Source organism: Bosea sp. OAE506 (assembly GCF_040546595.1).
Lineage (GTDB): Bacteria > Pseudomonadota > Alphaproteobacteria > Rhizobiales > Beijerinckiaceae > Allobosea.
This window is the reverse complement of sequence record NZ_JBEPOB010000001.1, coordinates 496,180-520,227: the sequence shown is the minus strand read 5'-3', so window position 1 is coordinate 520,227 and position 24,048 is coordinate 496,180. Positions and strand designations below refer to the sequence as shown.

19 protein-coding genes are annotated in these 24,048 nt (G+C 69.4%); 8 read left to right on the top strand and 11 right to left on the bottom strand.

Annotated elements, in window-relative coordinates; all coding sequences use genetic code 11:
• Positions 1–62: 62 nt before the first annotated feature.
• On the top strand, positions 63–1,787 hold the full coding sequence (locus tag ABIE41_RS02580) for a Na/Pi cotransporter family protein (protein ID WP_192643262.1): 1,725 nt from the start codon (positions 63–65) through the stop codon (positions 1,785–1,787).
• An 18-nt stretch (positions 1,788–1,805) separates the two neighbouring features.
• Here the strand turns inward: ABIE41_RS02580 and ABIE41_RS02575 are convergent, their stop codons facing one another.
• The 8 genes from ABIE41_RS02575 to ABIE41_RS02540 all read right to left on the bottom strand — a co-directional run bounded on the left by ABIE41_RS02575 (position 1,806) and on the right by ABIE41_RS02540 (position 10,836).
• Complete coding sequence (locus ABIE41_RS02575; RefSeq protein WP_192643731.1) at positions 1,806–2,198, bottom strand: NUDIX hydrolase; 393 nt, start codon at positions 2,196–2,198, stop codon at positions 1,806–1,808.
• Positions 2,199–2,424: 226 nt separating this feature from the next.
• Positions 2,425–3,714: an ArgE/DapE family deacylase gene (locus ABIE41_RS02570; RefSeq protein WP_192643261.1), complete on the bottom strand. Its 1,290-nt coding sequence runs from the start codon at positions 3,712–3,714 to the stop codon at positions 2,425–2,427.
• An 80-nt stretch (positions 3,715–3,794) separates the two neighbouring features.
• On the bottom strand, positions 3,795–5,435 hold the full coding sequence (locus ABIE41_RS02565) for an ABC transporter ATP-binding protein (RefSeq protein WP_354191719.1): 1,641 nt from the start codon (positions 5,433–5,435) through the stop codon (positions 3,795–3,797).
• Positions 5,432–6,268 carry an ABC transporter permease gene (locus ABIE41_RS02560; RefSeq protein ID WP_192643260.1) on the bottom strand — a complete coding sequence of 279 codons (837 nt, stop codon included), beginning with the start codon at positions 6,266–6,268 and terminating at the stop codon, positions 5,432–5,434. The genes ABIE41_RS02565 and ABIE41_RS02560 overlap by 4 nt, the downstream gene beginning before the upstream one ends.
• A 121-nt stretch (positions 6,269–6,389) precedes the next feature.
• The gene (locus ABIE41_RS02555; RefSeq protein WP_192643259.1) at positions 6,390–7,367 is read right to left on the bottom strand and encodes an ABC transporter permease; all 978 of its coding nucleotides are present in this window, start codon (positions 7,365–7,367) and stop codon (positions 6,390–6,392) included.
• A 223-nt stretch (positions 7,368–7,590) separates the two neighbouring features.
• Positions 7,591–9,180, bottom strand: a complete 1,590-nt coding sequence (locus tag ABIE41_RS02550) for an ABC transporter substrate-binding protein (RefSeq protein ID WP_192643258.1) — start codon at positions 9,178–9,180, stop codon at positions 7,591–7,593.
• A gap of 310 nt (positions 9,181–9,490) precedes the next feature.
• The gene (locus tag ABIE41_RS02545) at positions 9,491–9,889 is read right to left on the bottom strand and encodes a c-type cytochrome (protein WP_192643257.1); all 399 of its coding nucleotides are present in this window, start codon (positions 9,887–9,889) and stop codon (positions 9,491–9,493) included.
• 116 nt (positions 9,890–10,005) lie between these two features.
• Positions 10,006–10,836: an alpha/beta fold hydrolase gene (locus ABIE41_RS02540; protein WP_192643256.1), complete on the bottom strand. Its 831-nt coding sequence runs from the start codon at positions 10,834–10,836 to the stop codon at positions 10,006–10,008.
• A 253-nt stretch (positions 10,837–11,089) separates the two neighbouring features.
• On the opposite strand from ABIE41_RS02540, the gene ABIE41_RS02535 reads away from it, so the two are divergent.
• The 5 genes from ABIE41_RS02535 to ABIE41_RS02515 all read left to right on the top strand — a co-directional run bounded on the left by ABIE41_RS02535 (position 11,090) and on the right by ABIE41_RS02515 (position 16,912).
• A complete protein-coding gene (locus ABIE41_RS02535) occupies positions 11,090–11,749 on the top strand; it encodes a FecR family protein (RefSeq protein ID WP_192643255.1) in 660 nt (219 codons plus the stop codon).
• A gap of 2 nt (positions 11,750–11,751) precedes the next feature.
• The gene (locus ABIE41_RS02530) at positions 11,752–12,450 is read left to right on the top strand and encodes a Crp/Fnr family transcriptional regulator (protein ID WP_192643254.1); all 699 of its coding nucleotides are present in this window, start codon (positions 11,752–11,754) and stop codon (positions 12,448–12,450) included.
• Between the two features lie 28 nt (positions 12,451–12,478).
• On the top strand, positions 12,479–14,368 hold the full coding sequence (locus tag ABIE41_RS02525; protein WP_192643253.1) for a CHASE2 domain-containing protein: 1,890 nt from the start codon (positions 12,479–12,481) through the stop codon (positions 14,366–14,368).
• Positions 14,369–14,579: 211 nt separating this feature from the next.
• On the top strand, positions 14,580–15,770 hold the full coding sequence (locus ABIE41_RS02520) for an OmpA family protein (RefSeq protein WP_192643252.1): 1,191 nt from the start codon (positions 14,580–14,582) through the stop codon (positions 15,768–15,770).
• Positions 15,767–16,912 (top strand): formylglycine-generating enzyme family protein, encoded by a 1,146-nt coding sequence (locus tag ABIE41_RS02515; protein ID WP_192643251.1) that lies wholly within the window; start codon positions 15,767–15,769, stop codon positions 16,910–16,912. Before ABIE41_RS02520 ends, ABIE41_RS02515 begins: the two co-directional genes overlap by 4 nt.
• Here ABIE41_RS02515 and ABIE41_RS02510 read toward each other — a convergent pair.
• Positions 16,870–18,837 (bottom strand): TRAP transporter permease, encoded by a 1,968-nt coding sequence (locus tag ABIE41_RS02510; protein ID WP_192643250.1) that lies wholly within the window; start codon positions 18,835–18,837, stop codon positions 16,870–16,872. The genes ABIE41_RS02515 and ABIE41_RS02510 overlap by 43 nt on opposite strands.
• 49 nt (positions 18,838–18,886) lie before the next feature.
• On the bottom strand, positions 18,887–19,870 hold the full coding sequence (locus tag ABIE41_RS02505; RefSeq protein ID WP_192643249.1) for a TAXI family TRAP transporter solute-binding subunit: 984 nt from the start codon (positions 19,868–19,870) through the stop codon (positions 18,887–18,889).
• Positions 19,871–20,319: 449 nt separating this feature from the next.
• On the opposite strand from ABIE41_RS02505, the gene nadC reads away from it, so the two are divergent.
• Both nadC and phnN read left to right on the top strand, forming a co-directional pair.
• A complete protein-coding gene (gene nadC / locus ABIE41_RS02500) occupies positions 20,320–21,153 on the top strand; it encodes a carboxylating nicotinate-nucleotide diphosphorylase (protein ID WP_192643248.1) in 834 nt (277 codons plus the stop codon).
• 17 nt (positions 21,154–21,170) lie between these two features.
• The gene (gene phnN, locus ABIE41_RS02495; RefSeq protein WP_192643247.1) at positions 21,171–23,225 is read left to right on the top strand and encodes a phosphonate metabolism protein/1,5-bisphosphokinase (PRPP-forming) PhnN; all 2,055 of its coding nucleotides are present in this window, start codon (positions 21,171–21,173) and stop codon (positions 23,223–23,225) included.
• A 169-nt stretch (positions 23,226–23,394) separates the two neighbouring features.
• Here phnN and ABIE41_RS02490 read toward each other — a convergent pair whose 3' ends face one another.
• Positions 23,395–23,895 (bottom strand): Lrp/AsnC family transcriptional regulator, encoded by a 501-nt coding sequence (locus tag ABIE41_RS02490; RefSeq protein ID WP_192643246.1) that lies wholly within the window; start codon positions 23,893–23,895, stop codon positions 23,395–23,397.
• Between the last annotated feature and the right edge of the window lie 153 nt (positions 23,896–24,048).

The following is a 24,048-nucleotide window of genomic DNA, read 5'->3' as shown; positions in this document are numbered from 1 at the left end:
AATGAAAGAGCGGCGATTGTGGAGTATCCTCGCGCCCTGAATCGGAGAAAGACCCTGCGCCGATGACCACGAACGACAGCGCGACCATGATCCTGCTTCACCTCGCCGGGGGTGTCGCGCTGCTGATCTGGTCCGTCCGGCTGGTCCGCACCGGGGCGATGCGGGCTTTCGGCGGCTCGCTGCGTCAGGCGCTGCAGAGCTTCACGCGCAACCGCTTCGCCGCCTTCGGCAGCGGCGCGCTGGTCACCATCGTCCTGCAGAGTTCGACCGCCACCACGCTGCTCGTTTCTTCCTTCGCTGGCCGCAAGCTCATCGCCCCTGCGATGGCGCTCGCCGTGCTGCTCGGCGCCAATCTCGGCACGGCGCTCGCCGCCTTCGTGATCTCCATGGACCTCGGCTGGCTCTGGGGCCTGTGCCTGGCCATCGGCGTGGCGCTCTATCTTGGCCATGAGGCGATGGACCGGGCCCGCAATATCGGCCGCATCCTCGTGGGCATCGGCCTGATCCTGCTGGCGCTGATCGAGCTGAACGCGGCTGCCGCGCCGCTTGCCCAGTCGCCGACCTTCCGCACCCTGCTGTCGGCCTTGGCGAGCGAGCCGCTGATGGCCGCGCTGGTGGCCGTCGCCGCGACCTGGCTGACCCATTCGAGCATCGCCGTCATCCTGCTGATCGCGACCTTCGCCGCCTCGGGCCTGTTTCCGCCGGCAACCGCGCTGACCCTCGTGATCGGCGCCAATCTCGGCAATGCGCTGATCCCGGTCCTGGACCAGCTCGGCTCGCCCGCCGCGCAGCGCCGCGCCGCCATCGGCAATCTCGTGACACGGCTCCTCCTCGCATTGGCGGTGCTGCCCTTCGTCGCGCCGCTCTCGGGCTGGCTGCTGGCTCTGCCCTCGGCGGATGCGCGCCTCGCCATTGAGTTCCACGTCGCCCTGAACCTGGTCGGCGCCCTGCTCTTCCTGCCCTTCGTGACGCCCGTGGCGGCCCTGGTGGAACGGCTCATGCCGGACCGGGACAGTGCGGAAACCGAGGTTGCGCCGCGATATCTCGACCCCAACGCGCTCGACAGCCCGACCGAGGCGCTCGCCTGCGCCATGCGGGAGGCACTGCATCTCGGCGACCGCGTCGAGGGCATGCTGCGCGACACCATGACCCTTCTGGAAAAGGACGAGCTCAAGCTCTCCCGCGCCATCGCCCAGGCCGATGACGGCGTCGATTCCATCCACGAGGCGATCAAGCTCTATCTGGTGCGCGTCTCGCGCAACGAACTCACCGACGAGGAGGGCCGCCGGCTCCTCGAGATCATCACCCTGATCACCAATCTCGAGCATATCGGCGACATCATCGACAAGAACCTGCGCGAACTCGCCGAGAAGAAGATCCGCAAGCGCTATGCCTTCTCGCCGGAGGGGCTGGCGGAGATCAGGGACTTCCACCAGCGCGTCGCGTCGGGCCTTGGTCTCGCTCTCAACGTCTTCGCCACGCGCGATCTCGCTCTCGCCCGGCAGCTCTTTGCCGAGAAGGCGACGATGCGCGATGCCGAGCGGCGGGCGACCGAGAGCCATTTTGAGCGGCTGCGCAGCGGGCGCCCGGAATCGATCGAGACCAGCGCGATCCATCTCGACATCATCCGCGATCTCAAGCGCATCCACGGCCATGTCGCCTCGATCGGCTATCCGATCCTGGAGAGCGCCAATGCGCTGCGCGAGAGCCGGCTGATGGAGACCAAGGAGGCGCGCGCCCGGCAGGAGCGCGAGGGCCTCGTCTCCGCGACCCAGCCGGGGCACTGAGCCCGGCGGCAGGCTGTCTCAGGCGGCGAGCGCAATCGTCGCCTGGCGAATGGCGGTGGCGAGTTCGGGCTCGTCGACCAGATCGGCTGCGTCTTCGGGGCTGAACCACTGGCTCTGGCGCTGGCCCTGCTCGGCCCAGACCGGGAGCTGGCGCTCGACCTCGAGCAGGAACAGCGTCACCTCGCAGAGCACGAAATGGTCGGATTTGCGCTTCCAGTAAGTGTAGCGCCCGGCTGGCTCCGTACCGATGCGCCCGATCACGCCGGCTTCCTCATAGGCCTCGCGCGCCGCCGCCTCGGGAGCGGTCAGCCCCTTGATCGGCCAGCCCTTGGGCACGATCCAGCGCCGGGTCGTGCGCGAGGTGACGAGCATGACCTCCAGCCTGCCATTGGGCAGGCGCCGGATCGGCATGGCCGCGATCTGCGACCGTGTTCCCCGGGGAGGAGGCCTTGGACTTCTTCATCGGCTGGTGCTGCCCCTCGCTCGGCACGCGGCAGGGACGATTCGCGCCGCCCCGTCGGCGATTCAAATATTGCGCCAAAGCATGGGAATGGAAAGACCGTTCCACATCCCCGCCTGTCGCATTTGGGGGCAGAGGGCGCGCAATCAAGGGGGCTGCGCCGACCTGTCCCGCCTCTCAGCCCGAGACGGGTTCGACCCCGCACCATTCGGCGACGAACAGGGCCATCGCGCCGGTGATGCGCTTCAGCGAGGCGAGGCTGACCCGCTCGTCGAAGGCATGGATGTTCTCGCCCATCGGGCCGTAGCAGAGCGCCGGAATCTGGTCGTAGAGCGCATGCACACGGGCATCGAGATAGGCCGGTGTCATGAAGGACTGGAGTGGCTTTCCCATGGCGGCCTGATGCGCACGGCCGAGCACGGCCTCCGCCTCGCTGCCGGGCTCCAGCACATAGCCTTCCGCCCAGAAGCCGTTGAAGGTCACCTTCGGCGGGTTGTTGGCGAGGAAGCTGTCGGCCCGCGAAGCGGCGCGGATGCAGTCTTCGATGCGCTGCGCGATCTCCTGCGCGGTCACGCCGGGATAGAGCCCGACGCGGCAGTCGACGCGGCACCAGCACGGCACCGAGGAGGCCCAGTCGCCGCCCTCGATCTTGCCGATGTTGAGGTTGATCGGATGGGCCTGGTCCTCGAAATGCTCGCGGCCGACCTTCTCGGCGTTGAACTCCTCCTCGAGCTTGCGCAGGGCCGCGATCACGCGGTAGGCGGCGTCGATCGCGTTGGCGCCGGCGCCCATCTCGCGGACATGCACGGGCACGCCCCGCACCTCGAACTGGAACCAGATCACGCCCGCATTGGCCCGCGCCAGCATCTCGTATTCCGGCTCGGGGATGAGGGCGGCCTGCGCCCGGTAGCCGCGCAGATGCGTCATCAGCGCGCCATTGCCCGTCGATTCCTCCTCGACCACCGATTCCAGATAGAGCGTCGCCGCCGGCTGAAGGCCGATGCGCCGGAGCGCGTCGAGGCAGGCGAAATTGGCGCCGTGCCCGGCCTTCATGTCGGCGCCGCCGCGGCCATAGAGCCAGTCGCCCTCGATCACGGGGTCGAAGGGCGCATGGGTCCACTGGTCGACCGGCCCGGTCGGGACCACGTCGACATGCGCCTGCAGGATCAGCGAGCGCCCCTTCTCCTCGCGCGGATGATGGATCCCGACGAGAATCGGCGCGTCGGAGTGATGCTCGGAAAACGGCCCGCCGCCGGGATGGGCCTTGATCGCGGCCTCGTCCATCTTGAAGCGGTCGACCGTGAAGCCCCGCTCCCGCAGCGCCCGGTAGACGAAATCCTGGCAGGCGTGCTCCTGCCCGCGCAGCGAGGGAAAGCGGATCAGCTCCTGCGTGAAGGCGATCTGCTCGGCGAAGCCGGCCTCTACGGAAGCCAGGATCTTGTCGCGAAGGGCGGGGTCGAGAGGCATTGTGCGGGGCTCCTGGGAGAGGGCGTCATGGTCGGGCTCGACCCGACCATCTCGGAAACCAGTGTCGTCTCATCACGTCATCAATGCCCGAACCGTGCGCCGCCGGGCACCGCCGCCAGCAGCGCCCGCGTATAGTCGTGGCTGGGAGCGGCGAAGAGCGCAGCCGTCGGACCGGTCTCGACGATCCGGCCGCGCTGCATCACCGCAATGCGGTCGCAGATCTGGGCGGCGACGCGCAGATCATGCGTCACGAACAGGATGGCGAGCCCCAGTCGCTGCTGGATGTCCTTGATCAGGGTCAGGATCTGCGCCTGCACCGAGACGTCCAGCGCCGACACGGCTTCGTCCGCCACGAGCACGTCGGGCTCCAGCGCCAGCGCCCGTGCGATGCCGATGCGCTGGCGCTGCCCGCCTGAGAATTCGTGCGGATAGCGGTCGATCGCATTGGCCGAGAGGCCGACGAGTTCGAGCAGGTCGCGCGCGGTCGCCAGCGCGTCATTCCGCGAGGTGCCATGCGCCACCGGCCCGTCCGAAATGATCCGCCCGACCGTCTGCCGCGGATTGAGCGAGGCGAACGGGTCCTGGAACACCATCTGGATGCGCTTGCGCTGGGCACGCAGCGCGGCGGGCTTCAGATCGCTCAGGACGAGATCGCCGGCGGCCTGACTGCTCAGGCTGATGCGGCCCGCATCGGGCTCGATCAGCCGCAGGCAGCAGCGTCCGACCGTGGATTTGCCCGAGCCCGATTCCCCGACCAGCCCCAGCGTCTCGCCGCGCTGGAGCGAGAAGGTGATGTCCTCGGCGGCCCGGACCTCGCGCGCGGTGCCGAAGAAGCTGCGCTTGCGATAGACCTTGCCCAGCCCTTCCACCGTCAGCACCGGGGCCGAAGGCGGCAGCGGCGCGCGGGCCGGCGGCGTCAGCGAGGGAACCGCGGCCAGCAGCTTCTGCGTATAGGGATGGTTCGGTGCACCGAGCACCTGATCGACCGTGCCCTCCTCGACCAGAACGCCCTTTTCGAGCACGGCGATGCGGTCGGCGATCTCGGCGACGACGCCCATGTCATGGGTGATGAACAGCACGGCGGTGCCGTGCTTATGGCGCAGATTGTCGATCAGCTTGAGGATCTGCGCCTGGGTGGTCACGTCGAGCGCGGTCGTCGGCTCGTCGGCGATCAGGAGCTTGGGCTCGAGTGCCAGCGCCATCGCGATCATCACGCGCTGGCGCTGGCCGCCGGAGAGCTCGTGCGGATAGGCCCGCGCCAGCCGCGGCGGGTCCGGGAGGCCGACCTCGGCGAGGAGATCGACGGCGCGGCGCTGCCGCTCGGAGCGGCTGTGCAGCCCATGCGCCTCGAAGGTCTCGATGATCTGCTCGGCGACACGCATCACCGGGTTGAGCGAGGTCATCGGTTCCTGGAAGATCATGCCGACCTCACGGCCGCGCAGATCCTGCATCGCGGCCTCGTCGAGCTGCAGCAGATCGCGCCCGGCGAGGCGGATCGCGCCGCCCGCCGGCTTCACGGCCTTGGGCAGGAGCCCCATCACCGCATGGGCGATCATCGACTTGCCCGAGCCGGATTCGCCGACGACGCAGAGCGTCTCGCCGGCGCCGATCGTCAGCGAGATGTCCGCTACGGCATGCGCCCGATCGGCCAGCGCCGGCAAGGCGAGCGTCAGGGTCTCGATGGAGAGGACGGGAGCCGGCTTGGCCATCACCTCGCTCATTCGCGCCCCCTGGCGAGGCGCGGATTCAGCGCGTCGTTCAGCCCTTCACCGGCCAGATTGAGCGCAAGCACCGTCAGGAAGATCGCGAAGCCGGGGAAGAACGAGATCCACCAGGCATCGAGCAGGCGCGTGCGCCCGGCGCCGACCATATAGCCCCAGCTCATCAGGTTGGGATCGCCCAGCCCGAGGAAGGAGAGCGAGGATTCGAGCAGGATCGCCGAGCCGATCATCAGCGAGCCCATCACGATGATCGGCGCGATCGTGTTCGGCAGCACCTGGCTGAAGATGATGCGCGGCGTCGACTGGCCGATGGTGACGGCCGCCTGGACATATTCGCGCGTCTTCAGCGAGAGCACCTCGCCCCGCACCAGCCGCGCCACCGGCGGCCATGACACGACGCCGATGGCCAGCACGATCGAGCCCAGCGCCGGCTGCAGGATCGCCACCAGCACGATCGCCAGCGCGAAGGAAGGGATGGTCTGGAAGAACTCGGTGAAGCGCATCAGCGCGTCGTCGACGAAGCCGCCGGCATAGCCGGCGGCGGCGCCCAGCGGCACGCCGATCAGCAGCGCCACCAGCGTCGAGACCACGCCGATCATCAGCGAGACCCGCGCGCCATGGACCAGCCCGGCGGCGAGGTTGCGCCCCAGCGTGTCGGTGCCGAGCGGGAAGCGCTCCATCACGAAGGGCGCCAGGAAGGGCCGGCCGACCGGGCGCCAGGGCGACTGCGGAAACAGCGTCGGGGCCAGCAGCGCGAAGGCGACGACCGCGAGCAGGATGACGAGGCCGAATACGGCGCCACGATTGCGGCAGAACCGCTTGAAGAAGTTCATGGGCAGCCCTCGCCGTCATGCTCGCCCTTGTGGCGAGCATCCACGTCTTGAACACAGGCCTCGACGAGCGAAGGCGTGGATGGTCGGGACAAGCCCGACCATGACGGAGAGGCGAGCACCATCACGACGCCGCCTCGATGCGCGGATCGGCGATCCGGTAGACCAGATCGGTCAGGATGTTGAAGCCGACGACCATGGCCGAGGACATGAAGAAGACGCCGAGCAGCACGGAATAATCGCGCTGGACGAGTGCGTCGAACATCAGCCGGCCGATGCCGGGCCAGGCGAAGACCGTCTCGGTGAGGACGGCGCCGCCGACGAGCTGGCCCGCCTGCAGACCCGCCAGCGTGACGACGGGCAGGATCGCGTTGCGCGCCACATGCCGCCGCGAGACGATCCCGGGAGAGAGCCCCTTGGCGCGCGCCGTCTTGACGAAATCGGCGCCTGCCACCTCCAGCATCGAGGCGCGCATCATCCGCGCATAGAGCGCGGTGAAGAACAGTCCGAGTGTCAGCGACGGCAGGATCAGGTGGTGGCCGATGTCGAGCGCCCGCGCCAGGCCGGTGTAGTTCGCGCCGATGGTCTCGTAGCCGACATTGGGGACGAGACCGAGCTTCAGGGCGAAGACGATCTGGCTCATCAGTGCGATCCAGAACAGCGGCGTCGCATAGAAGACGAGCGAGAGCGTCGTGATCAGGCTGTCCGACCAGCGGCCGGCCCGGCGCGCGGCCAGCGCGCCCATGACCACGCCGAGTCCCAGCGAGATCAGGAAGGCCGCGCCCGTCAGAAGCAGCGTCGCGGGCAGCCGGTCGAGCACCAGCGTCAGCACCGGCTGCTGCTGCCGGTAGCTGAAGCCGAGATCGAAGGTCAGGTAGCCCTTGAGATAGATCCAGAGCTGGGTCAGCAGCGGCTCGTTCAGCCCGAAGCGCTCGCGCAGCTGTTCCAGCAGCTGCGCATCGGCCGCGCCCGCTTCGCCGGCCAGCACCTGCGCGGGATCGCCCGGCGCGGCGCGGATCAGGAAGAAGTTCAGCACCGCGATGGCGAGCAGCGTCAGGACGCCCTTGGCAAGCCGGCTGGAGAGGAAGTGCAGGAGATTCATGGAAAGAGATCTCGGCGCTCGACCACAACCGCGCCGTCATCCCGGACGCAGCGAAGCGGAGCTCCGGGATCCATCGTAGGGCAGAGACTGCCCAAGGGATTGGCTTTACGATGGATCCCGGAGCTGCGCCGCTTCGCGGCTTGTCCGGGATGACGGTTGAGGGTGATCAAGCGCTCCAGTTCAATCGTTCATGGGGTGTGTGACGCGATCATTGAGGAGCGCGTCACTCCTTCCACGCGTCCTTGAAGCCGTCATTCACGCCGATGGCAGTGGTGACGAGGTTCTTGACGTTGCAGCGGTAGATGGTCGGGAAGTCCATCTCGAGCTGCCACAGCACCGGCACCTCCTCGGCCAGCAGCTTCTGCACCTTCGTGTACGCCTCCTGTCGAGCGGCGTCGGTCGGCGCGATCGCGGCTTCGGCGAAGAGCTTGTCGACCTCCGGGTTCACATAAGCGCCCTGGTTGCCGAAGGGGTTACCCTTGACGATGTTGGTCGAGATGTAGTTGCGCGCCACGCCGGTCGCGGGGTCGCCGAGCTGGTAGAGGAAGTTGAAGGTCAGGTCGAAATCGCCGTTGCTGGCCTTCTGCGTCCAGCCCGGCACGTCGGTGGTCTCGATCGAGACATTGATGCCGACATCGGTCAGGTTCTGCTTGATGGCTTCCGCCCAGCGGCTCCAGACCTCGCCATAAGGCAGCGCCAGCAGCTTCAGCGGCTCGCCCTTGTAGCCGGACGCCTTGACCAGTTCCTTCGCCTTGGTCGGATCGAAGGTGTATTTCGGCACGTCGGCCGAATAGAACTTCGTCTTCGACGAGATCGGCCCGGTCGGCAGTTTGCCGAGGCCGCCCCAGACGACGTCCTTGCCGAATTCGCGGTCGATGGCGAACATCATCGCCTGGCGGAACTGCTTGTTGGCGAGCGGGCCGCCGCGCGCGATGTTGGGGGTGACCCAGGCATGGGGCGCGAACATCTCCCAGCCCTTCGTCGTCACGCAGGTGTTGGGCAGCTTGGAGAGGCGGGCGACGTCGTAGACGTCGACGGAGCCGCCGGTGAGCACATCGACCTTGCCGGTCTCGTAGGCGACGGCGCGCGCAGCCGCGTCGGGGATGATCTGCCAGTAGATCTCGGCGAGGTTGGGCTTGCCCTTCTGCCAGTAGTCCTCGTTCTTCACGAGGTGGATGTAGGAGCCCTTCTTCCACTCCTTCAGCTTGAAGGGTCCGGTGCCGATCGGCGTGTTGTTGGCCGGATTGGCGCGGTAGTCGGTGCCGTCATAGATGTGCTTGGGGATCATCGGCGCGCCGGCCGCCTCCTGCGAGAGCAGGAGCGGGCCGAAGGGCTGCTTCAGCGTGATCTTGACGGTGAGATCGTCGACCTTCTCGATCTTCTCGACCTGGTTGTTGGCGATCGGGCGCCAGCGCGGATGCACGTCGCGCAGGAACTTGTCGAGCGAGAAGACGACGTCGTCGGCGCTGAAAGGCTTGCCGTCATGCCATTTCACGCCTTCCTGGAGCTTGAAGGTGTAGACCTTGGAGTCCGCCGAGATCTCCCAGCTCTTGGCCAGCGAGGGCTGCGGAGTCAGCTTGTCGTCGTAGCGCAGCAGCGACTCGTAGATGTTGCCGGCAACCATGTTGGTCGGCCCGTTCTGGTTCAGGCCCTGCATCAGCATCGGCGGTTCGGGCTGGACGACGACATGCACCGTCCCACCCTGTTTGGGTGTCTGGGCGAGCGCCGGCAGGCCCGAGCCGACGAGGCCGAGCAGGCCGAGTGCCGTGGCGGCCGCAAGCCGCCCCCGAAGGGCTGATGATGAAGTCGTCATGGGTCTCTCCCTGTACCGTCACGCCGTCACGAGCGGCGGAGCCCCCTCAGACTCCGTCCGACGCCGACTAGAACACAGCATGCAGCCGCCGCACAGGCCATCGGCTGGTGCGGCGGCGCGGAAGACCGTTCAAGTTCCGGGCCATGGCCGAGCGGGTCCGGCCGCTTTCGCACGATGTTGCGCGCGACGGGCCGGAACGGACACAATCGGGGAAAGGCGGAGATGTCCGCTGCGCTCGGCACATGGTCGCCGAGCGCCTGATGCAGGGATCGTGGCAGCCCAGCCAGCCGCGCGGGCCGCAGCCGGCGTCTCAGAGCTTCTTGCCGTCCTTGTCGAACTGCTTGAGGAAGGCCGTCAGATCGGCGATTTCCTTCTCGTTCTTGATGCCGGCGAAGACCATCTTCGTGCCCGGGATCTTGGCGCGCGGATCCTTGATGTATTCGGCGAAGACCGCCTCGTCCCAGGTGATGCCGGAATTCTTGTTCGCCGCGGAATAGCTGTAGCCCTCGACCGAGCCGGAAGGACGGCCGAACAGCCCGTTCAGCTGCGGGCCGACGATGTTCTTGGCGCCCTCGCCAATCTGGTGACAGGCCCGGCACTTGTTCCAGGAGCGCTCGCCTGCGGCGACATCCTGCGCCGAAGCCGGGGCGGCGAGCAGGACGGGCGCAAACAGCGCGGACAGGGCGGCGAGGCGGGCGAAAGCGTGCATACGAAGATCCTTGGGGCTTGCGGCGCGGGTCGGCGAGCGGCCGACCCTGGAACTGGCTTAATCCAAAGACGCCGCCCGGCTAAGGCGCTAATTCGACGCGGCCCATCCCGCGTCCGTCAGCCGAGGCGGCCGATCCAGTCCGCCACCGTCGCGGTGAAGGCATCCGGCCGCGACACCGGAAAGAGATGCCCGCCCGTGTCGAGCATGGTCTTGGCGCAGCCGGGCAGGGCCGCGACGATCTCCTCTTGGAGAAAAGCCGGCACGACCATGTCGTCGCGCGCGCCCAGCACCAGCACCGGCAGGCTGAGCGCCGCCATCTGATCGCGTCCGTCGAAGGCCAGCAGCGCGTCGATCCGCTCCCGCATCACCGCCTGCTGCGTGGCGCTGAGCGGGGCCGCCGCCAGGGCCGCCTCATAGACATGCCAGTTGGCCTCGATCCAGGCCGGCGGATAGGCGCAGAGCACCGAGGTGGCGGCGTAGGCTTCCGGATTCGTTCCGAGGATCTCGCGCCGCGCCCCGAAATAGCCGCCCATATAGTGGTTCGGCCGCAGCCAGCTTCCGCTCAGGATCAAGCCCTCGACCCGCTCGGGGAAGAGATGAGCCAGCGTTTGCGCGATGCAGCCGCCGGTCGAGTGGCCAAGCACCACCGCCCGGTCGATCCCGGCCTCGTCGAGCACGGCGAGACAGTCCCGTGCCAGCGTCTCGATGCTGCAGGTGTCGCTGCCGCGCGTGCTGGCGCCGATGCCGCGCTGGTCGAAGCGGATCACGCGGAAGGAGCGGGCCAGCGTCTCGGCGATGCTCGTCCAGAACGCCGCGCCACCGCCGAGCCCGGTGACCAGCAGCAGCGGCCGGCCACGCCCCTCGACGAAGGCGCTCAGCACGGCACCATCCGCGGTGCGGACGTCGAAGCCGGCCGGGGCGGGCAGGTCGCTCTGGTTAGCGTTCATGGGGCAACCTCCTCTCGCGGCGGCTCTCTGGCACCGGCGCTGCGAGGATGGCGCAGCCGGCCGGCCCCCGCCATGGCGGCCATGGCAGGGGAGAGACGCGGTCGGCGCAGGGCGATGAGGCTTGAACCGGGTGGTCGCGCCGGGCGACCATCGTCAAGGAGGCGCATGATGATGGCGTCCGCCGGGCGCGCGCTTGACCTTGCAGCGTCTCTCATGGGGAAGATGTCAGGCGATGCGTGGGGATGGCGGGACGATGCAGATCAGGCAAGGCGCGATGGAGCAGGCCGACGACGTGCCGTTCCAGCGGCGCGATCTTCTCCGCATGGCGACGGTGTTGGCCGCGGCCGGCGTCCCGCTCGCCGCCTGGGCCCAGGCAGTGGAGGCTACCTCACCGGCGGGACAGGTGACGGATCTGCGCGGCGATGCCATGGCGCGGCTGAAGGAGGCGTGGCGCCGGCTCTCGGCCGAGGGGCCGGTCTTCGTCGGGGACCGGGTCGAGACGGGTGAGGGCGCACGCGCCGGGTTCCGTCTCGGACGGGCCACCGACCTTCGGCTGGGCGAAAACACCCGCATCACCATCGACCGCTTCATCGTCGATGCCGGCGGCACCATCAGCCTGGGGGCAGGCGCGCTGCTGGTCGACAAGGCGCCCGGCAGCGAGGCCGGGCGGATCCGCGTGCGCTCCTCCTATGGGCTGATCGCGGTGCGCGGCACGCGCTTCTTCGCCGGGCCGAGCAACGGCGTCTTCGGCGTCTTCGTCGAGCGCGGCGAGGTCGCCGTGCGGGCTGCGGGCCGTGAGGTCGTGCTGGCGGCGGGCGAGGGCACGGACATCGCCCGTCGCGGCGCCGCGCCGACGCCGGCCCGACGCTGGGGCGCGGCGCGCATCGCCGACGCGCTCGCCCAGATCGCCTGACGATGGAGCCCTCCGCCATCGCGGCCATGCTGGGCGAGGCCGGCTTCTTTACCGGGCTGCCGCCACAGGCCCTGCTCGACTGTGCCGGCGAGTTCCGCGAGCAGCGCTTCGATGCCGGCCAGATGCTGTTCGCCCGCGGCGAGGCGGGCGACCGTCTTCTCCTCGTCGCGGAAGGGCGCGTGCGCCTGTCCGTCACGACCGAGGAGGGCCGCGAGCTCAGCATGCGCCACGCCGCGCGCGGCGAATTGCTCGGCGAGATCGCCGTGCTCGACGGCGGCACCCGCAGCGCGGACGCCGTGGCGATCACGCCGGTTCTCGCCCTGTCCCTGCGCCGGGCCGCGCTCGACCAGCTCATGGTGCGCCACCCCGCGCTCTCGGCCGGGATCGTCGCCTTTCTCTGCCGCCGCCTGCGCCAGACCACCGACCAGCTCGAGGGCATCGCGCTCTATTCGATCGAGGTCAGGCTGGCCCGCTTTCTCCTGGTCGGGCTGGCCGGCCGGCGTGCCGCCCCGGGCAAGCGCGTGCCGCTCGACATGGCGTTTTCGCAGGGCGAACTGGCGCAGCTGCTGGGCGCCAGCCGGCCCAAGGTCAACGCGGCGCTCGGCTCGCTCGAACAGGCCGGCGCCATCCGCCGGACGGCCGACCGTCTCTTCTGCGATCCCGATCTCCTCGCCAAATGTGCCGGGACCGGCGATGGCTGAGAGCCGGCTGCGGCCGTCGAGGCCGGTTATGGCCGGCCTGCTGGCGGGGCTCGCGATCCTCCTGCTGGCGCAGACGGCGCCCTCCGCCTGGCGCGAAAGCCTGAGGGAGCGCGTCTTCGACCTGATACTGGGCGCGACCGCCGCCTGGCGTCCGGCCACGCCCGAGATCAGGCTCGCCTTCGTCGCGATCGACGGTGCGAGCCTGGACGCGGTCGGCCCCTGGCCCTGGCCGCGCGAGACCCTGGCGCGGCTTATCGCGGCGGTGACGGCCGCGAGGCCCGCCGCCATCGCCATGGACATCCTGCTGGCGGGTGAGGACGAGCGCTCGCCGGCGGCGTTGGCCCGCCGGCTCGCCACCGCGACCGACCGCGCCGAGATCGCCGCGCTCGCCCCCACGCTGGCGGACGGAGATCGGGAACTCGCCACGGCCATCGCCGCGGGCCCGGTCGTCCTCGGCTGGGTGCTCGATCCGCGCGGCGCCGATGCGCTCGCTCAGGTGCCGGTGCTGCTGCGCGAGGGCGTGGCGCTCGGCGGGCTCTGGCGCGAGAACGGGGCGAGCGGCCCACCGCAGGCGCTCGCCGCGGCCGCGGCGGGGACGGGCACGCTTTCTCTGCCGGGCGACGAGGACGGTCTGGTGCGGCGCGTGCCACTCTTCGTGGGAGCGGGCGGCGCGCTTCGGCCCGGGCTGGCGCTGGAGGCCGCGCGCGTCGCGGCCGGCGCCCCGGGCTATCTGCTGTCGGCCGATCCGCCGCACTTCACCTTCGGTTCCGTCAGCCGGCCCCTGCCGCCGGACGCGATGCTGCGCCTGCTGCCCTCAGTCGCCCCGCTCCGCGTGATCGCCGCCTCGGACCTGCTGCAAGGACGTGCCGACCTCGCACCGCTCGCCGGGGCCGTCGTCCTCATCGGCGGCAGCGCGCCCGAGCTGGGGGCGCTGCGGGCGAGCGCGCAGGATCCGCTCACCCCCTCCGCCTTGCTCCAGCTCCAAGCCCTGCGCCAGCTCGCGGCGGGGATCATGCCGCTGCGGCCGGCCGGGGCCGACCTGGGCGAGATCGCATTGGCGCTGCTTTGCGTGATCGGCGCCGTTGCCGTCGCGCGCCGCCTGCGCCCGGCGACTTCAGTCCTCGCCACGGCAGGGCTGGTCGTCGCGCTCCTGCTCGGAGCCGCCCTTCTCGTCATGGCCGATCGACTGGTCGATCCGACGCCGGCTGTGACGGCGGCCCTGCTGGGCTTTCTCGCCACCTCGCTTGCGGGATTTTCCGAAGCGCGCTGGCGCGAGGGCCGCCTGCGACGCCGTTTCGAACAGCATCTGGCGCCGGGCGTGGTCGAACGTATCGTTGCAAGTCCCGGCAGCCTCAGGCTCACCGGCGAGCGGCGCGAGGTCACGGCCCTCTTCACCGATATCGAAGGCTTCACCCGCACTACCCGCGAGGCGGGGCCGGAACAGCTCGTCGCCGTGCTGGACGGTTATTTCGAGGGCGTCACCCGCATCGTCGGCGAGCATGGCGGCATGGTCGATAAGCTCGTCGGCGACGCGGTCCACGCGCTCTTCAACGCGCCGCTCGACCTCGACGACCATCCCCGCCGCGCGCTGGAATGCGCCGTGGCGATTCTCGCCTGGACCGAGCGCTACCGGGCGAGCGGTCCCGCCGCCGCGATCGGCCTCGGCCGCACGCGGCAGGGGCTGGAGACCGGGTTCGCCATCGTCGGCGACGTCGGCTTCGGCGCCAAGCTCGACTACACCGCCCATGGCGAGGCGGTGAACATGGCGGCGCGGCTGGAGGCGCTGAACAAGGAGCTCGGCTCGTCGATCTGCGTCGGCCCCGCCGCCGCGGCGCGCTGCGATCCCGCCCGGCTGCGGCGGCTCGCAGAGGTCGATCTGCGCGGAATCGGCCCCGTCACGGTGTTCTCTCCGGTCTGAAGACAGGGCTGCCGCAGCGTTCGCACCGTCGCTGTTCCCCCCGGAACAGTCACGAGCGTTGGTAGGGCGCAGTGTTCGCTCATGCCGATCCTCCCCGTGCGGAGAGGATTGCCCGGAAAAAGGAGATGACGTTATGGTTCAGCACTCGATCGACCTTCGTCGCAATCCGGCTGGGGAGCAGGGCGGCGACAGGCCTTGCCGGAGCCGCCGCATGACCCTGCGTTCCTTCACCACCGCCGTCATGCTCGCGCTCACCGCCGTCGGCAGCGCCCCGGCCGCCATCGCGCAGCCGGTCGCCGCGGTCCGTCCCGCGGCGCTGCTGCCGCTGGAGCAGGCCTTCATGAAGGCGGCGACGGATCTATTCGCGAGGCTGCCCGCCAGCGCCGGCGAGGTCACGGTGGTCATCGATCCGCTGATCGACGGCGTCACCGGCATCCAGTCGGCGGCGACGCGCGGCTTCGACCGGCGCATCGCCGAACTGGTCGCGGAACGCTACCCGCATGTGAAAATCCTGGCCTTCACGCCGGAAAACGTCGCCAAGGCGCGCTTCGTCTTCATCGGGACGTTCAACACCATCAACAATGCCGGCCAGCCGGGCGGCGAGCGCGATGCCTTCTGGATCTGCTTCGCCCTGGTCGAGCGCGAGGCGAAGACGGTCTATGCCCGCAGCGTCGCCCGCTCGACCGTGGGCGATGTAGACATCGCCCCGGCCGCCTCCCATGCCGACACGCCGGTCTGGGGGCTGGATGCCGCGACGCGCGCCTATATCGAGGCCTGCCAGCGCTCGCAGCCGGGCACGCCCGTCTCGCCCGCCTATCTCGACCAGCTCGGGGCGGCCGCCCGTATCCGCGAGGCCGGCGCAGCCTATGAGGCCGGCGACCATCGCCGGGCGCGCGATCTCTATCGCGAGGCCCAGGCCCAGCCGGGCGGCGACCAGCTGCGCGTGCTCAACGGGCTCTACCTTTCCTATGCGGCGCTCGGCGAGACCGGCGCGGCGGACGAGACCTTCGGCCAGATGGTCGAGCGTGGCTTCAGCCTCGGCCGGCTCGGCGTGAAGTTCCTGTTCGAGCCGAACTCCACCGCCTTCAACGCCGACCGCAAGCTCTCGGCGAGCTATCCCGCCTGGTTGCGCGAGATCGCGATGCGGGCGACCCGGGCCGGTGTCTGCCTCGAGATCGTCGGCCATGCCAGCCGAACCGGCCCCGAGACGCTCAACGACCGGCTCTCGCGCGAGCGGGCGGAGCGCATCGCCGGCCTGATGAACGCGCAGGCGCCCGGCATGTCGCAGCGCTTGCGGGCCTCCGGCGTCGGCTTCCGCGAGACGCTGGTCGGCCTGCCGCGGGACGATGCCAGCACGGCGGTCGACCGCCGTGTCGAGTTCAAGACCGCGCCCTGCGCATGACCGCCCGGGACACTGCCCCCGTGCCGGCGCCCGGCAGGCGGGCCCTTCTGGGGCTCGCTCTCGCGGCGGCGAGCCTGGCGCTGCCGGCCCCGGCACCGGCACAGACGGCCCCCCAGAGCGGCGCCGCCTCGGCCCTTCCCACGCTGAAACTGGCGCCGGTGGCGCCGCCCCGGGACGCCGGCGCCGAGATGGCCGCACGCATCGCGGCCACCACCGATCGCGCCGCCCTGCTCGAGCTTCTGGCGGCCGGCGTCGAGAAGCCGAGGATCACGGCACGGCTGGCGCAGCTCGGCTTCGTCGATCTCGCGGCGGGTGGCCAGCGGGTCTGGCTGAAGCCGGGCGGGGGTGAGAGTTTCCGCGACTGTGCCGACTGCCCCGAACTCGTCCTGGTGCCGGATGGCGATGTCCGCATGCAGCTCTCGACCGGCGCGACGCCGCGCAATGTCGAGGTGACGCTGCCCCAGCCCTTCGCGATCGGCCGCTTCGAGGTGACGCGGGCGCAGTACAAGGCCTTCATGCAGCAGTCCGGCCATGTCGTCGAACTCGGCTGCCATGTCCGCGCGCCGGTCTGGAAGCTCGACCCCTCCCTGTCCTGGCAGGATCCCGGCTATCCGCAGGGCGACGACGAGCCCGTGGCCTGCGTCAGCCATGGCGATGCGAAAGCCTATGTCGCCTGGCTGTCGAAGCGCACCGGCCAGCGCTATCGCCTGCCGACGGACCCCGAATGGCACCATGTCGCCGCCGCCTCGGCGAAGGAGATGGCCGATCCCGCGCGCCTCTGCGCGATCGGCAACGGCGCCGACGAAACCGCCAAACAGGCGATGCCCTCCTGGACGGTCGCGCCGTGCCGCGACGGGTTCCGCACCACCGCGCCGGTCGGCCGCTTCGCCGCCAGCCCCTGGGGCCTGTCGGACCTCAGCGGCAATCTCTGGGAATGGGTCGATACCTGCCCGCCCGACCCCTCCGTGCCGGGCCAGCCCTTCCCGCCGCCGGTCTGTCGCGAGGAGGAGGGGCGCATCCTGCGGGGCGGGTCCTGGGCCGATCCGCCGGCGGCGCGGCGGCTCGATTCAAGGATCGTCAGCGAGCCCGGCATCCGTGATCAGGTCGCGGGCTTCCGCGTCGCGCGCGATCTCGGCAGCTGAGGAACGGCCTCAGGCGGCACGGGCTGCATGCGGGCCGGGCTGCGAATGCTCCAGAGCCAGACGGTCGTCGCTGCGAGCAAGGCCAGCCCGACAAGCTGCGTCGCCGCGAAAGGCAAGAAGAGCCCGATCCCGCCTGCCGCCAGCAGCAAGCGTCCGGCCAGGCCGAGGCGAGAGAACAGATAGCCCTCGATGGCGGCGTTCAGCGCGAACACGCCGAGCGCGACGGCCGCAACCGACAGCACGGTCTGCCAGACCGGCCCGATCAGCAGCAGGGCGGGCTGGTACATGAAGACGAAGGGCAGAATGAAGGCGACCATCGCGATCCGGCAGGCGACGATCGCGATCATCACCGGATTGGCCTTGGCGATCGAGGCCGCCGCGAAGGCTGCCACCGCCACCGGCGGCGTGATCGCGGACATCGACGCGATGTAAACGATGAAGAGATGGGCCGGGAGCACCGCGATGCCCAGCGCGATCAGCGCGGGTGCCGCCAGTACCGCCGAGAGCGCGTAGACCGCCGGTGTCGGCATGCCCATGCCCAGCACGATGATGACGAAGGCAGCGACGAGGATGGTGAGGATCGGGCTGCCGCCGGACATGTGGAACAGGCCGGAGCTGATCTTGCCGGTCAGGTCCGTCATCGAGAGCGTCCCGACCACGAGCCCGGCGATGGCGCAGGCGACGCCGACGCCGATCATCCCGCGCATGCCGTCGCTCAGGCCGAAAAAGACCGTCTTGACCAGCCGAACCGGGTCAGGATGGCGCAGCAGTGCGACAGGGAGCAACGCAGCGCAGGCGATGGCGCCGGCGAAGGACGGGCGGTTCAGGCTCAGCACGCCCCAGACCAGCAGGCCGATCGGCAGGAGATAGGCCCAGTCGCGCCGCAGCACGGCCAGGATCGACGGCGTCTCGCCTTCCGACATCGGCCGGAGACCGTCCCGATGCGCCTTGAAATGGGCCGCAAGGAAGACTGATTCATAATAGAGCAAGGCGGGGATCAGCGCCGACAGGGCGATCGTCGCATAGGGGATCCCGGTGAAGTCCGTCATCAGGAAGGCGGCCGACCCCATCACCGGCGGCAGCAGCGCCCCACCCGTCGAGGCTGCGGATTCGATCGCGCCGGCATAGGTCCGGCTGACGCCCGTGCGGATCATCAACGGGATGCTGAAGGAGCCGGTCGTGACGACGTCGGCCGTCGGCGAGCCCGAGATCGAGCCGTAGAGTCCAGATGACACGACCGCGACCTTGCTCGCCCCGCCGACCTGCTTGCCGACCAGGCTGTTGGCGACGTCGTAGAAGAAATCGGCGCCGCCGATCCGGTCCAGCAGCGCGCCGAAGATCACGAAGACGACGACCAGGAAGGCCGCGACCTCGAGCGCCGGGCCGAAGAGCCCGTTGGTCGAGAACACCAGATGGTCGACGATCTCCTGGGTGCTGAAGCCGCGATGGGCGAAGGAGCCGGTCAGTCTGCTGCCGAAGATCGCATAGGCGAGGAAGGTCGCCACCAGCACGACGAGGATCATCCCGATGCAGCGCCGCGTCGCCTCCATCACCAGCGCGATCAGCACGATCGAGGCGGCGATGTCGGCGGTCGAGAGTTCGTCGATCATCGGCAGCCGCATCTCGTGGACCGGCTGCATCGCGACGAAATAGCCGCAGCAGGCGACCGACAGCGCGACCAGAGCCCAGGCGAACCAGGAGCGGCCGGTCGGCCGCAGCGGGTTGGCTGTCGTCGTCAGGAAGGCGAGGGCGAGAACCGCGCCGAGGAACAGAAACAGCGCGATCTCGCGCTTGACGTACCAGCCGAAGGAGATGGCGATCAGCAGCACGGCCGCGGCGAAGCCCACGACATGCACCGTCCACTGCTCCGGTGCCGCGAGCTCGCGCGATCGCCCCGGTGCCAGGAGCTTCAGCAGGTTCGGCATCGCGGCACCTCGGCCTCTGGATGGCGGAACGGGACGGGCGCGGCGCCCGTCACTTCAGCAGGCCGGCCTTCCGGTAGGCGGCCTCGGCGCCCGGATGCAGCGCGAGCGGTGCGGTCTGGGTCAGGTTCACGGGCTCCAGCCGTGCCATTGTGGCATGGGCCTGCCGCAGATAGTCGAAATGCTTGATCAGGCCGTCGACGATCAGCGCCGCGTCTTCGTTTTTCATCTCGGAAGCCGCAAATAGCACGACGCTTCCGGTCACGGTCGCGATTGCCTGCGGCTGGAACGGATAGGTGGCGGCCGGGACGGTGATCGGAGCGGTGCCGAGCAGGGCGCCGAGCTTGGCCGTCGCCTCCGGCGAGATGCCGAGCATCCGCACCTTCATCTCGCGGGTCGCGCTGTTGATCTGGCCGGAGGGGAAGGCGAGCATGTTGATGACGATGTCGGCCTGGCCGTTCTTCATCATCTCCAGGCCGGCATTGTAGTCGACATGGTGGATGCGGCCGCCCCAGCCCTCGATGTCCTTGGCGGTGATGCCATAGGCCTTGAACACCTCTTCGCCGGTCACAGCCATCAGCGTGCCGCGCTGGTTGAGCGCGATGCGGACGGGCTTCTTGGCGGCCAGGATGCTCTCGAAGCTCTCGATGCCGGATTCTTCGCGCACCAGGATCTGCACCGCCGCCTGCGGGTCGATCAGCGCGATGGCGCGCAGATTGGCGATCGGCGCCTTGAACGGGTCTTCGCCCGCCTGCGCCCGCTTGATCAGCTGGGCATGGGCGATGCCGAGTTCGACCTTGCCGGTCGAGACGAGCTGGATGTTGGCGGCCTCGCGGCCCGGTTCGTAGCCGAAGGAGGCGCCGGGCGATTCCCGCCGGATCGTCTCGCCGATGGCGTTGCCGATCGCGCTCCAGGCGCCGCCGACCGAGCCGCCGGTCAGGGTGATCTTGCGGGTGGGCGCCGTCTGCGCCGCCGCGAAACCCGCCCCGAGGGCGAGCGCGCCCGCCACTAGCGATGCGAAAGCCAGTCTCTTCATGATCACCCTCCCAGCCTCGTGTCGGGCACGGTCCGGGGGCGGACCGTGCGACCGAATGGTACCGGCCGATCGGGTCGGCCGGCGATCTGACGTAGCTGCCGTTCCCCGGCGGCTTCAAGCCGCCTTGTCGAATGCTGTCTTGCGCAGCACGAGGGAGAGTTTGTTGGTGTGCATATGGGTTGTCAATGCTGGCCATCGCTCAAACCGATGGCGTGCGCTGCAGCAAAAATTCGCAACCTTGCCGCGACAACTACGTCTGCCGCGCCGATATCGTGGGCTGGCCGATGCGGCGGCCGGTTGTCATCAGGATGTCGCCGAATCCTTGCTTGACACATCAGGACCCACTTCGCATCGTTGGTATGCAAACAGTCATGAGATCGGGCCATCCATGCTATTCGCTCCCATGGCGAAGCCCGCAGAGGCTGGCGGAGCGCGCGGCAGGGCTGAGCATGTATGACCGTTTCACCACCCAGCGGCTGATCGACCTCTGGCTGAGCGAGGACATCGGTTCCTGCGACCTCACCGTCCAGCTGATGATCGAGCCGACGGAAACCGGTGCCTTCCGCATGAACGCCCGCGAGTCGATGGTGCTGGCGGGGCTCGATGTGGCGGCCGCCGTCTTCACCCGCTACGAGCCGCGGCTCTCGATCAGGGTCGAGGCCGCCGATGGCGACCGCGTCGAGAAGGGCGCGACTCTGATCCTCGTCGAGGGGCCGGCCCAGGGCATCCTCACCGCCGAGCGCACGGCGCTCAACATCGTCCAGCGGCTCTCGGGCATCGCCACCGAGACGGCGCGCTATGTCGACATCATCAAGGGCACGAACGCCCGGCTGATCGACACCCGCAAGACCACGCCCGGCCTGCGCATGCTGGAGAAGCACGCGGTCGCCTGCGGTGGCGGGCTGAACCATCGCCTCGGGCTCGATAACGGCGTGATGATCAAGGACAACCACATCGCCGTCTGCGGCGGCATCGCCCAGGCGGTCGAGCGTGCGCGGCGGCGGCTGCCCGTCCTGACCAAGCTCGAGGTCGAGTGCGACCGGCTCGAGCAGGTGCGCGAGGCGGTCGCCGCCGGCGCGGACGTCATCATGCTCGACAACATGCCCGTGCCGCAGATGAAGGAGGCGGTGGCTTTCGTCGCCGGCCGCGCCAAGCTGGAAGCCTCCGGGGGCATCCGCTACGAGACGATCCGCGCCATCGCCGAGACCGGCGTGGACTACATCTCCACCAGCAAGATCACCCAGTCGGCGCCCGCCGTCGACATTGGTCTCGACGAGGCCTGAAGGCGACGACATCCACCATGCGGCCAGGCATCCTCTTCGTCGTCGTCGGGCCGAGCGGGGCCGGCAAGGATACGCTGATGGACGGGGCCCGCCGGGCCCTGGCGCAGGGCGGGCGCTTCGGTTTCGCGCGACGGCTGATCACCCGTCCGGCCGATGCCGGCGGGGAGGATCACGAGGCGATCGCCGAGGCTGATTTCTCGGCGCTCGCGAGCGGTGGCGGGCTTCTCGTCTCCTGGCAGGCGCATGGGCTGCATTACGGCCTGCGCGCTTCGCTGCGCGACGATCTCGCCGCCGGCCAGCACATCGTCGCGAATGGCTCGCGCGGCGTGCTGGAGACGCTGGCTCGCGCCGTGCGGCGGCTCATCATCATCAACGTCACCGCCTCGCCCGAGACGCTCGCCCGCCGTCTCGCCTCCCGTGGACGCGAGACGGCGCAGGACATCGCTGCGCGGCTCGCCCGCAAGCCGCCGCAATGGCCTGACGGCATCGAGACCATCACCGTCTCCAATGACGGCACGGTCGAGGAGGGCATCGAGCATTTTCTCGGCGCCATCGACGCCGCCACGCGCCGCCTCTCGTTGAAGCCCGTCCCGATCGACGGCTGGCGCGACAGCATCGCCTATCTGCCACGCGACAGCCTCATCGGCGTCGCGGATTTCGACGGGCCGGGCAAGGTCGACGTCGCCGGGCCGGTCGCCGCGGACGGGGCGCGCCGCAGCATCCGCGCCCGCGTCAACGTCGTCGAGGCCGGCTGGCTGCTCCAGCCCGACGAGATCGGCCTGTCGCGCGAGGCCTTCGCGCAGCTCGACTTGCCCGAAGGCAGCGAGATCACGCTGACCCGCACGCCGCCGCAGCACAGCCGCGATGCGCTGCGCGCCAAGATCCAGGGCGCCGAGCTCGGCGCCAGCGACTACGCCATGCTGCTGCGCGACATCGTCGAGGGTCGCTACCCGGAAGGCGAGATCTCGGCTTTCCTCGTCGCCGCGACGCGCTCGCTCAGCGATGCCGAGGTCGCCGCGCTCGCGAGCGTCAGGGCCAGTTTTTCGACGCCCCTGCGCTGGGACGAGCCGATCGTCGTCGACAAGCATTCGATGGGCGGCATCCCCGGCAGCCGCATCACGCTGATCGTCGCGCCGATCGTCGCCGCCCACGGGCTGGCCATGCCCAAGACCTCCTCGCGCGCCATCACCTCGGCCGCCGGCACGGCCGATGCGATGGAGGTGCTGGCCAGGGTCGACCTGACGGAGGACGATGTCCGCCGCACGGTGGCGCAGGCGCGCGCTTGCATCGCCTGGAATGGCCGCCTCAACCACTCCGCCGTCGACGACGTGATGAACGCCATCACGCGCCCGCTCGGCATCGATTCCAACCGCTGGTCGGTCGCCTCGATCATCTCGAAGAAGCTGACGGCCGGCTCGACCCATGTCGTGGTCGATCTGCCCTATGGCCGCCGCGCCAAGCTCCACAGCGAGGCGGAGGCACGCGAACTCGGCGCGCTGTTCGAGAGCGTGGGGCGTTCGGTCGGCCTGCATGTCGAGGCCGTCGCGACCTGCGGCGCCGGGCCGATCGGGCGGGGCATCGGGCCGGCGCTCGAGGTCCGCGATGTGCTCTGGGTGCTGGAGGGCGATGCCCAGGCCCCGGCCGATCTGCGCGAGAAGGCGCTCGACTTCGCCGGTCGCATCCTCGCCTGGGATCCAGCCATCGGCACGCGGGAGAAGGGTCGCGCAAGGGCCGCCGAACTCCTGGCTTCGGGCGCGGCGCGCGCGGCGCTGGACGGCATCGTCGCGGCGCAGGGACGCCGGGACATCGTCGCGAAGCCCGCCGCCCTGACCCGCACCATGCGGGCCTCCCGTGCCGGGCGCATCAGCGAGATCGACGGCTGGCGCATCGCCGGCATCGCGCGCCGCGCCGGCGCTCCCTTCGACAAGAGCGCCGGCATCGACCTGCTGCGCGCGGTCGGCGACGATGTCGCGGCGGGCGAGGGGCTCTTCACCATCCACGCCGCGGCCGCTCCGGATCTCGAAGCGGCGGTGGCGCTGGCGGCTGCGGATGAGGGGTTCGTGCTGGGCTAGGTGCTTGCGCCCAAGCGATTATTCTCGGAACCACCACCGTCATCCCGGGCTTGACCCGGGATCCATCGGAGGGCTCCGGAGATCTCCGATGGATTCCGGAGCTCCGCTTCGCTGCGTCCGGGATGACGGTGCGGTTTGACTGACCATCACAAGGCTCTGAAGCGAGCGATCACGGCCGCGGCATCTTCAGCGGGTCGATCGAGATCGCGCGCTTCAGCGTGCGCAGGCCGAAGGTCGTGCGCGTCTGGCGGATGCCGGGGATGCGGTAAAGCATCTCGCGCAGGAAGCGCTCGTAATGGTCGGTGCCGCTGACCACGACCTTGACGAGATAATCGTATTCGCCGGTGACGAGATAGGCCTCGACCACCTCCGGAATCCGGGTCAGCGCCTCGCCGAAATGGTCGAGGATCTTGTCGTCATGCTTGTCGAGCGTGATCTCGACGAAGACGATGTTGCCGAAACCCAGCGCCTTCTGGTCGAGCACCGCGACGTATTTCTCGATCGCGCCGCTCTCCTCCAGCCGCTTCACCCGCGTCCAGCAGGGCGAGGGCGAGAGGCCGACCTTCTCGGCCAGCGCATTGACGGTCAGACGGCCGTCCTCCTGCAGGGCGGAGAGAATCCGCAGATCGGTGGCGTCCGGTTCATCGCTCCGGCGGTTGCGCGGTATCACGGAACATCATCCTGCATTGTGGGTAGAAGTCAGAAGATATTTCCGCAGATGGTTCCGGACGCAACTGATTTCGACAGGAATCTCCGCCGCCTCCGGGCTAGCCTGATGCCAAGAGGGATGCGTCGCCGCTCGCGACCAAAGCCCCGCGGAAAC